General features: G+C 60.8%; 13 protein-coding genes. 8 read left to right on the forward strand and 5 right to left on the reverse strand.

Annotated elements, in window-relative coordinates:
* The first annotated feature begins 119 nt into the window (after positions 1–119).
* Positions 120–2,267 (forward strand): methyl-accepting chemotaxis protein, encoded by a 2,148-nt coding sequence (locus tag BLU46_RS33675; protein ID WP_093198730.1) that lies wholly within the window; start codon positions 120–122, stop codon positions 2,265–2,267.
* A 133-nt stretch (positions 2,268–2,400) separates the two neighbouring features.
* On the opposite strand, the gene BLU46_RS03790 is transcribed toward BLU46_RS33675, so the two are convergent.
* Genes BLU46_RS03790 through BLU46_RS03805 form a run of 4 tightly spaced genes read right to left on the reverse strand, consistent with a single transcriptional unit; the run spans position 2,401 to position 5,013 of the window.
* Positions 2,401–3,717, reverse strand: a complete 1,317-nt coding sequence (locus BLU46_RS03790; protein ID WP_093198734.1) for a sensor histidine kinase — start codon at positions 3,715–3,717, stop codon at positions 2,401–2,403.
* Positions 3,714–4,382: a response regulator transcription factor gene (locus BLU46_RS03795; protein ID WP_017476155.1), complete on the reverse strand. Its 669-nt coding sequence runs from the start codon at positions 4,380–4,382 to the stop codon at positions 3,714–3,716. The genes BLU46_RS03790 and BLU46_RS03795 overlap by 4 nt, the downstream gene beginning before the upstream one ends.
* The gene (locus BLU46_RS03800) at positions 4,382–4,705 is read right to left on the reverse strand and encodes a PepSY domain-containing protein (RefSeq protein WP_063031437.1); all 324 of its coding nucleotides are present in this window, start codon (positions 4,703–4,705) and stop codon (positions 4,382–4,384) included. The genes BLU46_RS03795 and BLU46_RS03800 overlap by 1 nt, the downstream gene beginning before the upstream one ends.
* Positions 4,705–5,013: a PepSY domain-containing protein gene (locus BLU46_RS03805; protein WP_093198738.1), complete on the reverse strand. Its 309-nt coding sequence runs from the start codon at positions 5,011–5,013 to the stop codon at positions 4,705–4,707. Before BLU46_RS03805 ends, BLU46_RS03800 begins: the two co-directional genes overlap by 1 nt.
* A 159-nt stretch (positions 5,014–5,172) precedes the next feature.
* Between BLU46_RS03805 and BLU46_RS03810 the strand changes: the two genes are divergently transcribed.
* The 7 genes from BLU46_RS03810 (at position 5,173) to codA (ending at position 11,917) form a co-directional block, all read left to right on the forward strand.
* Positions 5,173–6,252 (forward strand): patatin-like phospholipase family protein, encoded by a 1,080-nt coding sequence (locus BLU46_RS03810; RefSeq protein WP_093198743.1) that lies wholly within the window; start codon positions 5,173–5,175, stop codon positions 6,250–6,252.
* A 180-nt stretch (positions 6,253–6,432) separates the two neighbouring features.
* A complete protein-coding gene (gene queD / locus BLU46_RS03815; protein ID WP_003190259.1) occupies positions 6,433–6,789 on the forward strand; it encodes a 6-carboxytetrahydropterin synthase QueD in 357 nt (118 codons plus the stop codon).
* Between the two features lie 93 nt (positions 6,790–6,882).
* The gene (locus BLU46_RS03820) at positions 6,883–7,335 is read left to right on the forward strand and encodes a GNAT family N-acetyltransferase (protein ID WP_093198748.1); all 453 of its coding nucleotides are present in this window, start codon (positions 6,883–6,885) and stop codon (positions 7,333–7,335) included.
* Positions 7,336–7,345: 10 nt separating this feature from the next.
* A complete protein-coding gene (locus tag BLU46_RS03825; RefSeq protein WP_093198753.1) occupies positions 7,346–7,969 on the forward strand; it encodes an NUDIX hydrolase in 624 nt (207 codons plus the stop codon).
* Between the two features lie 202 nt (positions 7,970–8,171).
* A complete protein-coding gene (gene codB / locus BLU46_RS03830) occupies positions 8,172–9,440 on the forward strand; it encodes a cytosine permease (protein ID WP_063031447.1) in 1,269 nt (422 codons plus the stop codon).
* Entirely contained in the window at positions 9,437–10,654 is a 1,218-nt protein-coding gene (locus BLU46_RS03835; RefSeq protein WP_093198756.1) for a PucR family transcriptional regulator, read from the forward strand. Before codB ends, BLU46_RS03835 begins: the two co-directional genes overlap by 4 nt.
* A gap of 27 nt (positions 10,655–10,681) precedes the next feature.
* On the forward strand, positions 10,682–11,917 hold the full coding sequence (codA, locus tag BLU46_RS03840; RefSeq protein ID WP_093198764.1) for a cytosine deaminase: 1,236 nt from the start codon (positions 10,682–10,684) through the stop codon (positions 11,915–11,917).
* A gap of 2 nt (positions 11,918–11,919) precedes the next feature.
* Here the strand turns inward: codA and BLU46_RS03845 are convergent, their stop codons facing one another.
* A complete protein-coding gene (locus BLU46_RS03845; protein WP_093198767.1) occupies positions 11,920–14,073 on the reverse strand; it encodes a lipase family protein in 2,154 nt (717 codons plus the stop codon).
* Position 14,074 lies beyond the last annotated feature (1 nt).

Genomic DNA, 14,074 nt, shown 5'->3' on the forward strand with positions numbered 1-14,074 from the left:
GGGCATGTCAAAGAACGGCGTCGCAAACGAGTTTAAATTGATCGTTTGAATAAAGAAAAATCCTGTGCGGCCGATACAGGCAGATCGTCTCTGTCGTATCGAAAGTTAAGGAAGGCTCCATGTCGCTCAGACAGCTGTCCATTCAATGGAAAATTACCCTGCTGGCCGGTCTTTGCCTGCTGGGCATCGTGACCTTGCTGGTAGGTCTCTCGCTGTACCGCATGGCGCAGAGCTCCGAACTGGTCAAGGCTTCCAGTATGGAAATGCTCGACGAAGCCGCCCAGGCCCGCATTGAAGCCCAGGGTGAAGTGCAGGCATTGGGCATTCGCCAGCAGTTCATGGACGCCTATCAATACGGCCACGGTTTTTCCCGGCAGGTGCTGTTCCTGCGCGAACAGGCCGAGAAACGCTTCCTGGATGCCTTCGACCTGCGCGAAGACCTGACCCGCCAGGTCAAGGCCGCACTGCAGGCCAATCCGGAACTGCTGGGCCTGTCCTTGGTGTTCGAGGCCAACGCACTGGATGGCAAGGACGAGTTGTTCGCCAACCAGCAAGAGCTGGGCAGCAACGACAAAGGCCGTTTTGCGCTGTACTGGTCCCAGCCGACTGCGGGCAAACTGACTTCAATGTCGCTGCCCGAAAGCGACATGTCCGACACCAGCGTCGGACCCAGCGGCGAAAAAGCCAACGCCTGGTTCACGTGCCCGCGTACCACCCTCAAGCCGTGCGTGATCGAACCCTACTTCTACGTGATCGACGGACAAAAGGTGCTGATGACCAGCATCGTCTTCCCGCTGATGGTCAACGGCAAAGTCATCGCCTCGCTGTCGGTGGACATCAACCTCAACAGCCTGCAAGCCGTCAGCCAGGGCGCCAGCCAGAAACTCTATGACGGCCAGACCAGCGTCAGCATCATCAGCCCGGTGGGCCTGCTGGCCGGCTACAGCCCGGACGCCGGCAAACTCGCCCAGCGCCTGGACGCCGTCGACACGGCCAACGGCGCGCAGCTGATCAGTTCGCTTTCCACCAGCACCCAGACCCGCAGCGTGCGCACCGACCATCAACTCAAGGTGCTCGCGCCGTTCCAGCCGATCCCCGATGGCAAACCGTGGGGCGTTCTGCTGGATGTACCGGAAAAAGTCCTGGTCGCCCCGGCTGAGGCCCTCAAGTCCAAACTGGATGCCGACAACGCCAAAGGCACCCTGCTGGAACTGAGCCTGGGCCTGCTGGCAGCAATCGTCGGCCTGTTGCTGGTGTGGCTGATGGCCCGCAGCGTAACCCGGCCGATCCTCGGCGTGGCGCGCATGCTGGAAGACATTGCCAGTGGCGAAGGCGATCTGACCCGGCGCCTGGCCTACGACAAGCACGATGAACTCGGCGAGTTGGCTGGCTGGTTCAACCGCTTCCTCGACAAGCTGCAGCCGATCATTGCCCAGGTCAAACGCTCGGTGCAGGACGCCCGTGGCACCGCCGACCAGTCGGCGGCGATTGCCACTGAAACCAGTGCCGGCATGGAGCAGCAATACCGTCAGGTCGACCAGGTGGCCACCGCCTCCCACGAAATGAGCGCCACCGCCCAGGACGTTGCCCGCAGCGCAGCGCAAGCCGCCCAGGCCGCCCGCGATGCCGACCAGGCCACCCGTGAAGGCCTGACCGTGATCGACCGCACCACCACCAGCATCGGCCACTTGGCGGCGGACATGAGCACCGCGATGACCCAAGTTGAAGGGCTGGCCGCCAACAGCGAGAAGATCGGCTCGGTATTGGAAGTGATTCGTGCAATCGCCGAGCAAACCAACCTGCTGGCACTGAACGCCGCCATCGAAGCAGCCCGTGCGGGTGAAGCCGGTCGCGGTTTTGCGGTGGTCGCCGATGAAGTGCGCAACCTGGCGCGACGTACCCAGGAGTCGGTTGAAGAAACCCGCCTGGTGATCGAGCAACTGCAAAGCGGTACCCAGGAAGTGGTCGGTTCCATGAGCAACAGCCATCGGCAGGCCCAGGGCAGCGTCGAACAGGTGGGCCAGGCCGTGACCGCCTTGCGCCAGATCGGCGATGCGGTGACGGTGATCAGCGACATGAACCTGCAGATCGCCAGCGCCGCCGAAGAGCAAAGCGCGGTGGCCGAGGAGATCAACAACAACGTAGCAACCATTCGAGATGTGACGGAGTCGTTGTCCGAGCAAGCGAATGAGTCGGCGCGGGTCAGCCAGGCGTTGAACAGCTTGGCGAATCAGCAGCAGAGCCTGATGGACCAGTTCAGGGTTTGATGAGCTGCGGGATACTCCGGCAATAAGCCCGAGTATCCCGCAGCTGTCGAGCCTTGGCGAGGCTGCGTTGGCGGTATACCTGACACACCGCCAACGCAGCCTCGCTGGGGCTCGACAGCTGCTACGTTTGTTTTCAATGGCGCCGTGGCAGGTCGATAACGACCTTTAACCCGCCCAGCTCGCTCTCCTGCAACAGAAGCACCCCGCCCCACACCTCAACAATATCCCGCACGATCCCAAGCCCCAGACCATGCCCGTCAGTCTGCTCATCCAACCGAGTGCCTCGGCTGAACACCTGGTCGCGCTGATTCTCAGGGATCCCCGGCCCATCATCTTCCACCACCAGCCGAAAGCCTTCCGGGGTTTCACTGATGCTCAACACAATTTCCGCGTCCGCCCATTTGCAGGCGTTGTCCAGCAGGTTACCCAACAGTTCCAGCAAATCCTCGCGGTCCCACGGCAACTGTAAACCTGGCGGTACGCGGTAACTCAAATCCAGGTGTTCGCCATGGATCATGTTCAGAGTCGCCAGCAACCCCGGCAATTCACCATCGCAATCAAACAAGGCACCCGGCAGCGTCTCGCCGGCCAGGCGCGCACGATTGAGTTCGCGATTAAGCCGTTGTTGCACCTGCTCCAACTGTTCGCGCAGCAGCTTGCTCAGTTGTGGTTGGTCCTTGAGCTGCTCACTGGATGCCACACTCAGCAACACTGCCAATGGGGTCTTCAAGGCATGGCCGAGATTGCCCAGGGCATTGCGCGAGCGCTTGAGGCTGTCTTCGGTGTGGGCCAGCAAATGGTTGATCTGCGCCACCAGCGGCTCCAGTTCCACCGGCACCTGGGTGTCCAGTTGCGAGCGCTGGCCTTGTTGCAGTTGCGCGATCTGGTTGCGCGCGGTCTCCAGCGGGCGCAAGGCCCGGCGCACGGTGACCCGTTGCAGAATCAGGATCAGCAACAGCGCCGCCAGCCCCAGCACCAGCCCGATCTGGCGCATCAGGCGAAAGCTTTCCCTGACCGGGGTGTAGTCCTGGGCCACGCTGATGGAAATCGATTGGCCAAAGCGCTTGTAGTCCGAACGCAGTACCAGCAACTGCTGGCCTTCCGGCCCCAACTGCAGGTTGCCCTTGAGCCCGGCGTGAGGCAGTTGCGGCAATTCCTGGTCCCATAGCGAGCGGGAACGCCAATGGGTGTCGGCAAAATCAATACGGAAATAGTGCCCGGAAAACGGACGCTGGTACGCAGGAGACAACCGCTGTTCATCCAGTTGCACCCCAGCCGGCCCGCGCACCAATGCGACCAGAAGGTTTTCACTGTCGTTGCGCAAGCCCGATTCCAAGTAGCGTTGCAGGCCCATTTCGAACAGCCACAGGCTGGTTTGCGCCAGCACCAGGCCGACGATCACCATGACGCTGATCAGCCCCAGGCTCAGGCGCCGCTGGATCGACTTCATGCAGGGCTGGCGCCGAAACGGTAACCCTGTCCGCGCCGGGTCTCAATCACGCTGCGGCCCAACTTGCGGCGCAGGTGATTGACGTGGACCTCCAGCACATTGGAATCACGTTCGGTCTCACCATCGTACAAGTGTTCAGCCAAGTGGCTTTTTGAAAGGATTTGCTCGGGGTGCAGCATGAAGTAACGCAACAGCCGAAATTCGGCGGCGGTCAGTTGAATCTCCTCGCCGTCACGCATCACGCACTGGCGGCCCTCATCCAAATGCAAGCCGGCGGCCTGCAAGGTCGGCTGATTAGCCTGGCCATGGGAACGGCGCAGTAAGGCCTGGATACGCAGGTGCAGTTCTTCGGGATGGAACGGTTTGCTCAGGTAATCGTCGGCGCCCGCCTTGAGCCCTTCGATGCGCTCAGCCCAGGAGTCGCGGGCAGTGAGGATCAGCACCGGCGTGGCCAGGCCGGCGGCACGCCACTGCGTCAACACTTCAAGCCCGGGCAAACCCGGCAGGCCGAGGTCAAGGATGATCAGGTCGTAGGGCTCGCTGCGCCCCTGATACACCGCATCACGCCCATCCGCCAGCCAGTCCACGGCATAGCCCTGACGGTTTAGCCCAGCCATCAGCTCATCGGCCAGGGGGACGTGGTCTTCCACCAGGAGCAGGCGCATCAGTCGTCTTCCTTGTCTTTGAGCAGTTCACCGGTGTTGGCATCAAGTTCGATCTCGCGCACCACGCCTTCCACCGTCAACAGTTCGATTTCATAGATATAGCGCACAGGTCGATCCTTGTGCTCTTCAAGCTCGGCGTCCAGCAACTTGGCGCCCGGGTAGCGCTCGAAAGCCGGGCCCAGCAGGTGTTCAAGCGGCGCAATGACGCCCTTCTGGCGCAGGCGCAGCGCTTCATCCTGGCCCAGGTCCCGCGCGGCCAGGCCTGAGCAAAATGCCAGGAGCACCAGCGCCACTTGAACGCTGGTGCGTAGATTTACCTTCATTACGTATCCTGATGATCCTTGAGGACGGTCCCGGTCACAGCGTCCAATTCCAGGTCCCACTCAACGCCCTGGGCGTCGCGCAGTTCCACCTGATAAAGGTACTTGCCGTATTCCTCTTCAAGCTCGGTTTCATGCACGGTGGCGCCGGGATGTTTGGCCAGTGCGATGGCGTTGAGCTTCTCGAAAGACACAATGGTACCAGCGTCGCGCAACTTCAGTGCTTCGTCCGGCCCCAGGTCGCGAGCCTGGGCGACGCCTGCGGTGAGGACGATGATACTGCTGGCGATCAAGGCTGTGAGGGATTTCATGGTGAGTCTCCGTTTCAGGATATTTTGCCTACGGGGCTCACGGTACTGGATCCAACTTAACTGAAACTGAATTGCCACCATGGCAATTCTGCGTAATACCTTTGCCTGCAACCGCGCAAGATTTCCTATACTGCCCCGCTCGCTGTCGATGAGACCGGTATGACTGCTATCCACATGAAGTTCCCCGCCCTGACCCTCAAGGCCGGTAAACGCGCCTTCACACGCATTCGTGAGCAGGGGCTTGCGCCTGCGGACGTCGGCATCCTTCCCGGCGCCGCCGGCGGCCCCAAGGCCCTCGGCATCCAGGGTCTGGACCTGGCGCTGTTCGGCGACTGGCTGCCCCGCGCGCCACGTGAACGTGCACTGATCGGCGCCTCGATTGGTTCCTGGCGGTTTGCCAGTGCGTGCCTGCCCGACCCGGTGCAAGGCCTGCTCGACCTGGGCCGGCTGTACAACGAACAGAGTTTTGCCAAAGGCGTGACCATGGCTGAAGTCAGCCAGAGTTGCGTGCGCATGCTCGATGACCTGCTGGCCGGCCGCGATGCCCGCGTGCTCGACAACCCGAACTACCGGCTGAACATCATGGTGGTCAAGAGCCATGGCCTGCTCGCCGACGATCATCGCGGTCGCCTCGGTTTGGGGCTGTCCTCGGTAATCGCCGACAACCTGCGGGGCCGCGCACGGTTGTCCCGGCACTTCGAACGGCTGATCGTCCACGACCCACGCCAGGCGCCACCACTGCATGCGCTGGAGGATTTCCCGTCGAGTTTCCTGAACCTGGATCTGGGCAACCTGCGCCAAGCGTTGCTGGCGTCAGGCTCGATCCCCATGGTGATGCAAGGCGTGCGCGACCTGCCGGGCGCCGGTGCTGGCACCTACCGCGATGGCGGCCTGCTGGACTATCACCTCGACCTGCCCTACCACGGCGATGACATCGTGCTGTACCCGCACTTCACCGACCGGGTCATTCCCGGCTGGTTCGACAAGGGCTTGCCGTGGCGCCGCGCGAATCAACAGGGACTGCAGGATGTATTACTGCTGGCACCGTCGAAGGAATACCTGGCCCGCCTGCCCCACGGCAAACTGCCAGACCGCAGCGACTTCAAGCGCTTCATGGGCGATGACCCGGGCCGCAACAAATATTGGCAAACCGCGATGAGCGAAAGCCAGCGGCTGGGGGACGAGTTTCTGCAACTGGCCGACAACGGCCAATTGGGCGAACGCCTGCTGGCCCTCTAGCGCCCTCTCCGTAGCAGCTGTCGAGCCCAAGCGAGGCTGCGTCGGCAGCACCTCGGTTTGCCAGACAAACCGTCAACGCAGCCTCGCCAAGGCTCGACAGCTGCTACGCGGTATGCGCGCGGCCGCGACAAACTGTTAAACTCGCCGCCTGCCAGACACCTCACCGAGCTGAAAAACCCTGTGGAAATCTTCAAAGAGTTTACCTTCGAGTCCGCCCACCGCCTGCCCCACGTTCCGGAAGGCCACAAATGCGGGCGCCTGCATGGCCATTCGTTCAAGGTGGCGATCCACCTCAGCGGCGACCTCGACCCGCATACCGGCTGGATCCGTGACTTCTCGGAGATCAAGGCGATTTTCAAGCCGCTCTACGAACGCCTCGATCACAACTACCTCAATGACATTCCGGGCCTTGAAAACCCCACCAGCGAAGTGCTGGCCAAGTGGATCTGGAATGAGTTGAAACCGTTGTTGCCGGAACTCAGCGCGATTCGCATCCATGAGACCTGCACCAGCGGCTGCATCTATCGCGGCGAGTAAGCCCGCGTTGTAAAAAACCACCCTTGCGGTGGTTTTTTTATGTCGGTAAGTCCCTTACAGTCAGGGCCTCTTGCACAGAAGGCGCACGCTGCGATGCCACCCCTTATCCGCCCCGCTACCGTTGACGATATCGCCGCCATCGAGGCCATTGTCTACGCCGCCTACTCCCCTTACATCGAACGAATCGGGCGCAAGCCAGGGCCGATACTGGATGACTATGGCCACCAAGTTGCAGCCGGAGGGGTGCACGTGCTTGAGCGCGCGGGCCGGGTGCATGGATTTGTCGTACTGATCCATCACGACGAGTACCTGCTGCTGGATAACCTGGCCGTCGACCCCGGCGCCCAGGGTTTAGGTTACGGGCGCCTGCTGCTGGAGTTCACCGAACGCCAGGCCTGGCAGGGTTCCATCCGCCTCTATACCAATGAAGCGATGACCGAAAATATCGCGTTGTACGCCCGCAAAGGGTATGTGGAAACCCATCGCGCCGAAGAAAACGGTCTGCGTCGGGTTTACATGCAAAAAGAGCTCACCGCCTCGCACTGAAGGAGTTCCCATGGAAAACACCTGGCTGGCCCAGGCCAAGCGTTTGCAAGCGTTGGCCTCCACGGGGCTGCACTTCTGTACCGATGACTTCGAGCGCGAGCGCCTCGAGGAAATCGCCCAGATTGCCCACAGCATGCTGGCGCAGTTGGGCGAGGTGCCGCTGGAGCGCATCACCGGGCTGGTGCCGGATTTTGCCAAGCGCTATTCCACGCCCATGATTGATGTGCGGGGCGCGGTGATTGAGGGCGACCGGATCCTGTTGGTGCGCGAGCTGACGGATGGCTGCTGGGCGTTGCCTGGTGGTTATGCGGATATTGGTTTGTCGGCTGCTGAAAACATCATCAAGGAGATCCGCGAAGAGGCCGGACTGACCGTCACCGCGAGGGCGCTGTACAGCGTCACCCATAAGGCCAAAGGCTTGTACCGGCCGGATATCCGCGACTTCTACAAACTCTATTTTCTGTGCGAACGGGTTGATCAACTGGCACCAACAGCGGGGTTCGAAACCACGGAAGTCGGGTTCTTCAGCCTCGACGACCTGCCGCCGTTGTCCCGTGGCCGCACCATTGAAAGCGACCTTGAAGCGGCCTTTGCATTTCATCGCGGCGAGACCACTCACACCCTGTTCGATTGAATAACCGGTGATCCAATTTGTATCACCGCTGCACCGCTTTCGCGCCTGACTGGGCAGAAAGACCAATCCCTCCTGCGCACACCCCCTGTTTGGCTATAAATACTGTGCAACCTGCACAGTACTGACCGTGCGCCTGTCACTGCCTTGCACTTGGCACGACGGGTGCAATAGGCCTGCGTCACTCATTCAGGGAGAACGGCACATGACGCAGAACGAACCGGGCAATGACTACCCTCTCAGCGAGGTGCCCATGCATGCCCGCAAAGGCCTGGCTTCCACCGCCATGGTGCTGCTGGGCTTTACCTTTTTTACCGCGACCATGTTCGCCGGCGGCAAGCTGGGGGTGGCCTTCAGCTTTACCCAGATGCTCGGCGTCGTGGCCCTGGGTAACCTGCTGTTGGGTATCTACGCCGCAGGCTTGGGTTACATCGCGTTCAAGAGCGGTTTGAACTCGGTGCTGATGGGGCGCTTCTGCTTCGGTGAAGTGGGCAGCAAGTTGAGCGACTTGATCCTCGGTTTCACCCAGATCGGCTGGTACGCCTGGGGCACCGCCACTGCTGCCGTGGTACTGGGCAAGTATTTCGAGTTGAGCCAGGGCAGCGTACTGGGGTTGATGGTGCTGTTTGGCATGGTGTTCTGCGCGACGGCCTATGTGGGCTATCGCGGGTTGGAGATTCTGTCCTACATCGCCGTGCCGGCCATGGGCATTTTGCTGTTTCTGTCGATGTGGGTCGCCACGGTAAAAGTCGGCGGATTGGACGGGCTGCTGGCCGTGGTACCTACCGGTGAACTGGATATGTCCACCGCCATCACGCTGGTGTTCGGCACCTTCGTCAGCGGCGCGACCCAGGCCACCAACTGGACGCGGTTCTCGCGCTCGGCCAAAGTCGCGGTGCTGGCCAGCCTGATCGGCTTCTTTATCGGCAATGGCTTGATGGTGTTGATCGGTGCCTACGGCGCCATCGTCTACCAGCAGCCCGACGTGGTCGAGGTGTTGCTGCTGCAAGGCTTTGCCATGGCGGCCATGGCAATGTTGTTGCTGAATATCTGGAGCACCCAGGACAACACCATCTACAACTTCGCCGTCGCCGGCTGCAACCTGCTGCGCACCAAGCGCCGCAAAACGGTGACCCTGGCCGGCGCGGTGATCGGCACCCTGCTGGCACTGCTGGGCATGTACGACATGCTGGTGCCCTACCTGATCCTGCTGGGCACGGTGATTCCACCGATTGGCGGCGTGATCATGGCGGACTTTTTCTATCGCTACCGTGGCCACTATCCACGCCTGGCCGATACGCGCCTGCCGGCTTTCAACTGGCCAGGACTGATCGCCTATGCCGTGGGCACGGTGCTGGCCTTTCATTCGCCGTGGGTTGCTCCACTGGTGGGGATTGTGGCGGCGTCGCTGACCTATATCGTGCTGACCAGTGTGCTACGGGTGCGGGCGCCCTTGGCTGACGTGCGGGCATGAGCCTGACGATAGCCGATGTGCTGGCCTTGCCCGGGCTGGAGTCGATGTGCCTGCGGGCCGGGGAAGCCGGCCTGGAGAATACGGTGCGCTGGCCCTATGTCGCGGAAAACAGCGGCATCGCAGAATGGGTGCTGGGGGGCGAACTGGTGTTTGTCACCGGCATCAACCACCCACGGGATGAGGCCAATCTGCTGGAGCTGCTGGACGAAGCCTGTCAGCGCCAGGTCGCCGGCCTGGTGATCCTCACGGGGCCGGACTATATCCACGCGATTCCCCAGCGTCTGCTGGAAGCGGCGCAAGAGGCGGGCATGCCGCTGATCGAACAGCCGTACTCGTTGAAGATGGTGCTGGTGACCCAGGCCATCGGGTCGGCGTTGATCCAGTCGCAACAGCTGGGGCGCTCGCGACATGATGTGCTGGAGCGCCTGCTGGCCGGTGATTACCAATCCCTGGATTTGCTGTTGCACCGCGCCGCGCAGCTGGACATGCCGTTGGCCGGACATTGGCAGCTCGTCCAGCTGCAACTGGACGGCAGCGAAGCACTGTTCGCCCAGGGTGAGGCGCCGGTGGTGGAGGCACAGCTTGCCCGTCAGCACGATGCCATTACCCGGCGTTTGCGCCAGTTTTCGGCGCAGCACCCTTCGCGTTTGCCCGTGCTGGGGCGTGCCGGACAATGGACGTTGCTGTTGCCGGCGATGGACGCCGGTGCGGCATTGGCCAACCGCCAGTTGTTGGCAGGCTGGTTGAAAGCACTGAACCTGCGCCTGACGCCGTTGAAACTGTTTATTGGCCTGAGTGCTGCCGCTCACCCACCCGCGCGCCTGGTCCAGGCCCTGGATGAGGCGCGCCAGGCGTTGGCCGCCGCGCGACGGTTCAGTGAGCGCGCCGGGCTGTGCGTCTACGATGAGTTGGGGGTACTCAAGTTGCTCAGCGGCGTGCGTGATCGCGCCCTGCTCGACCAGTTTCTCAACGAACGCCTGGGGCCGCTGCTGCGGCACGACGTGCACCACGGCCCAAGCCTGATGCCAACCCTGGAAGCCTGGTTCCACGAGAATGGTAACCTTGTGGCCGCCGCCCAGCGGCTGGCGGTTCACCGCAACACCCTGACGCACCGCGTCCAGCGCATCGAAGCCCTGTGCGGCCTGAGCCTGGACAATGCTTATGACCGACTGGACATCGGCATCGCGCTGATGATCTGGCGGCTGTCTGCCTGACTGTTTTTTGCCAAGAGGAACTTGCCCATGCACATCATCAACGCCCGCCTGCGCAACCGTGAAGGCCTGCATGATCTGCACCTGGAACACGGCCGGATCGCCAGCATCACCCAACAAGGCGCTGCTCCCATAGCCGGCCCCGACGATCTGGACGCCGCCGGCAACCTGGTGGTACCTCCCTTTGTCGAGCCGCACATCCACCTCGACGCCACCCTGACCGCTGGCGAGCCGCGCTGGAACATGAGCGGCACACTGTTTGAAGGCATCGAGTGCTGGGGCGAACGCAAGGCCACCATCACCCTGGAAGACACAAAGACCCGCGCAAAAAAAACCATCCAGACCCTGGCCGCCCATGGCATCCAGCATGTGCGCACCCATGTCGACGTCACCGACCCGGACCTCACCGCGCTCAAGGCCATGCTCGAAGTGCGCGAGGAAACCGGCCACCTGATCGACCTGCAAATCGTCGCCTTCCCCCAGGAGGGCATCGAGTCCTACCGCAATGGCCGCGAGTTGATGGAAGAGGCCATTCGCCTGGGTGCCGACGTGATCGGCGGCATCCCGCACTTTGAATACACCCGCGACCAGGGAGTGAGTTCGGTGAAGTTCCTGATGGACCTGGCCGAGCGCACCGGTTGCCTGGTAGACGTGCACTGCGACGAAACAGACGACCCGCACTCGCGCTTCCTCGAAGTGCTGGCAGAAGAAGCCCGCAGCCGCGACATGGGCGCTCGCGTGACCGCCAGCCACACCACGGCCATGGGCTCTTACGACAATGCCTACTGCGCCAAGCTCTTCCGCCTGCTGGGGCATTCGGGCATCAGCTTTGTCTCCTGCCCCACCGAAAGCATCCACCTGCAGGGCCGCTTCGACACCTTCCCCAAACGCCGCGGCGTGACCCGGGTCAACGAACTGCTGGAGGCCGGCATGAACGTCTGCTTCGGCCAGGACTCCATCGTCGACCCTTGGTATCCACTGGGTAACGGCAATATTTTGCGGGTGCTGGAAGCCGGGCTGCATATCTGCCACATGCTCGGCTACCGCAACCTGCAAAGCGCACTGGACCTGGTGACCGACAACAGCGCCAAGGCCATGGCCTTGGGGGATCGTTATGGCCTGGAACCGGGACGTCCAGCGAACCTGTTGATCCTGTCTGCGGACAGCGACTATGAAGTGATTCGCAGCCAGGGATTGCCGCTGTATTCGATTCGCGCAGGCAAAGTGCTGATGAAGCGCCAGCCGGCGCAGGTGGAGTTTTTGTAGGCTCATACGATTGAGTCGATATCGAGGGTTTGCGGCTTTCCCCAGCCGTCATCCGGTTGTGGCGGGATGCTCGCCACTTGGGTGAACTCACGGTTTTGCGGGTGGGCGAACCAGCGCTTCAGGCTGGATTGCAGGGTTGGGGATGAAGCGTGGCTGCCATAGACGTCGCGGGCCTGGAGGCGGCGCCAGCGGAGGGTTTCCAAACGATCGCGACTGTCTTTCAGCCGATCGACTTCCTGACTCAACGGCTCGTGGTGTTCGTAGCCACGCTGGTTGGCTGGACGGTGTAGGTCCAGTTTTTTTCGTTGTTCCCGTAACTGGTGCTGCATGGTGAACAGGGCTTTGTCGATCAGTTCAAATTCACGGGAGGTCACGAGGGTGCCATGGGTATCGAGGGTTTGCTGCCAACGGCGCAACGTGGCCCAGGCGGCGGGGATATAGCTGACGATCATGGAGTGATGGGCACTCTGAACAAGCTGTTTGATCAAGTTGGCGCGATCCGGCATGTCGCCATTGAGCCGCAATGCGCGTTTGCAAGCCGCGTCCTCGATGGATTCACAGCCAGGGGTCCACAAGATCGAGGACTCTGTACCGTCCGGTAGCAGGACCGGCATGAAGTGTTGCTGCGCGCCATGGTGTTGGTAAGGATTGCCGGTCAGCCGGACCAAGCCCAAGGCAAACAGCAGACCGCCGGGCGCAGGGTTGCTGAATAGCAACACGGCGCCAGGGATCCAGAGTTTGGCAGTGGTGTTCATCCAGGGCGCAGGCACACTCGGGACAGGGTCATTGTGATTGACGATGCGGTGGTGCACCAGAGCGGAGGCACCGTCGGTGAATTCGGAGTCGGCAGCTCGGGGGGCTCCGTAGGTATATAGGAGGATGTTGTAGTGGGCATGTTCAGTTCGACGTAATCCCTCAGCCAGTAACAAGGCAATAGCACCACCAAGGCTGTGCCCGCAAATCACGATGCGCTGCCCTGTATAAAATTGGTCAAGGTAGCGCCTTACAAAATCACGCATGGCCTGATAAGCCTGATGAAAGCCTTCATGAGCCTTGCCTACACCATCGACAAACGACACTTGATGGGCATTTGCATCCCGCAGTTTATCGGCGCCACTGGCCGTGCCCCTTATAGCAACAAGGATCACTTCATCGTGATGGCAGATATATGCCTGAGTGTCAGTGCCGTGCTTTTTATCGTCAAAAAAATGCACGCGTGCCGGATGTTCCTGCTCTGTCCCCAACTCAGTGCGATTTTGCTGATACAAATCAGGGTCGAAGGGCAAAATTTCGAAACGCCGGGAATACGGTACGTCTTCATAAACCGGGTAAAAGTGTTGCACTAGCTCAACATCGACTTTCCAGGGTTCCTGATACCCCGATAGCCTGTCGGCAAAGAATTGACCAACGCTGGGGTCCATTGGAAAGCTGACTTGATCGATGGGTTTTGTTGGAGGCTCCTGTCCAAAATCGCAATAGCTCAACGTGGACATCAGTGCCAATTGATAGAGGTTCAAGGCACAGAATTGATCCTCGGTGGACAGCATAGGGCGCAGTGCTCGCAATGGGCGAACCTCAAGTACTGTATGCCGGTTGGGAAATAAAACGACACCAACCAACGTCGGCTGGGGTGGCCCGAATCCAAGGTCGGCCATCATTTTTAGTGCATGTCGGGGGGGCCGATGAGTACGGGACGCCAAGGGTGGCAAGTGAGCGGAATGTCGAACCAGATCACGCACTTCAATCTGATAGAAGTGGTCCGTCTGACTCTTCGTAACCTTTCGTTCCACACGTTGGCCGTCGGGGTGTAGAAAGCGGGTTTGCTCCGCGCGAACCTGCAGTTCAGTAATAGGTAGAGGGTAGCTATCACGATGTTGCAAAGAGTCATAATAGTCAGCGCCAGCCGCCACATAGGTAGTATCAAAAATCAGGACAACCGGGCCCCGGTAATGATTCTCCAACTTCGTATAACCTTCTCCATTTAACCGTCCCCTGTATCGTTGCCCTCCGCTGTCGAACGTTGTAAAGGCAAGCCCGCCATACGCTTTTCCGTCGCCCGTTTCGTCAACGAGAGCAAAACTCAGCCAGCATCCACGAAGCTGACATGCAGGCATATATTCACTAAAAAAAGGCTGTTTCCATTCATCAAGTGCCATG

It is taken from the genome of Pseudomonas yamanorum (genome assembly GCF_900105735.1).
GTDB lineage: Bacteria > Pseudomonadota > Gammaproteobacteria > Pseudomonadales > Pseudomonadaceae > Aquipseudomonas > Aquipseudomonas yamanorum.

Bases quoted from the DNA above. Each gene is read 5' to 3' on its own strand.
- BLU46_RS33675 (WP_093198730.1), top strand. From the start codon at position 120: ATGTCGCTCAGACAGCTGTCCATTCAATGGAAAATTACCCTGCTGGCC.
- BLU46_RS03790 (WP_093198734.1), bottom strand. From the start codon at position 3,717: ATGAAGTCGATCCAGCGGCGCCTGAGCCTGGGGCTGATCAGCGTCATG.
- BLU46_RS03795 (WP_017476155.1), bottom strand. From the start codon at position 4,382: ATGCGCCTGCTCCTGGTGGAAGACCACGTCCCCCTGGCCGATGAGCTG.
- BLU46_RS03800 (WP_063031437.1), bottom strand. From the start codon at position 4,705: ATGAAGGTAAATCTACGCACCAGCGTTCAAGTGGCGCTGGTGCTCCTG.
- BLU46_RS03805 (WP_093198738.1), bottom strand. From the start codon at position 5,013: ATGAAATCCCTCACAGCCTTGATCGCCAGCAGTATCATCGTCCTCACC.
- BLU46_RS03810 (WP_093198743.1), top strand. From the start codon at position 5,173: ATGACTGCTATCCACATGAAGTTCCCCGCCCTGACCCTCAAGGCCGGT.
- BLU46_RS03820 (WP_093198748.1), top strand. From the start codon at position 6,883: ATGCCACCCCTTATCCGCCCCGCTACCGTTGACGATATCGCCGCCATC.
- BLU46_RS03825 (WP_093198753.1), top strand. From the start codon at position 7,346: ATGGAAAACACCTGGCTGGCCCAGGCCAAGCGTTTGCAAGCGTTGGCC.
- codB (WP_063031447.1), top strand. From the start codon at position 8,172: ATGACGCAGAACGAACCGGGCAATGACTACCCTCTCAGCGAGGTGCCC.
- BLU46_RS03835 (WP_093198756.1), top strand. From the start codon at position 9,437: ATGAGCCTGACGATAGCCGATGTGCTGGCCTTGCCCGGGCTGGAGTCG.
- codA (WP_093198764.1), top strand. From the start codon at position 10,682: ATGCACATCATCAACGCCCGCCTGCGCAACCGTGAAGGCCTGCATGAT.
- BLU46_RS03845 (WP_093198767.1), bottom strand. From the start codon at position 14,073: ATGGCACTTGATGAATGGAAACAGCCTTTTTTTAGTGAATATATGCCT.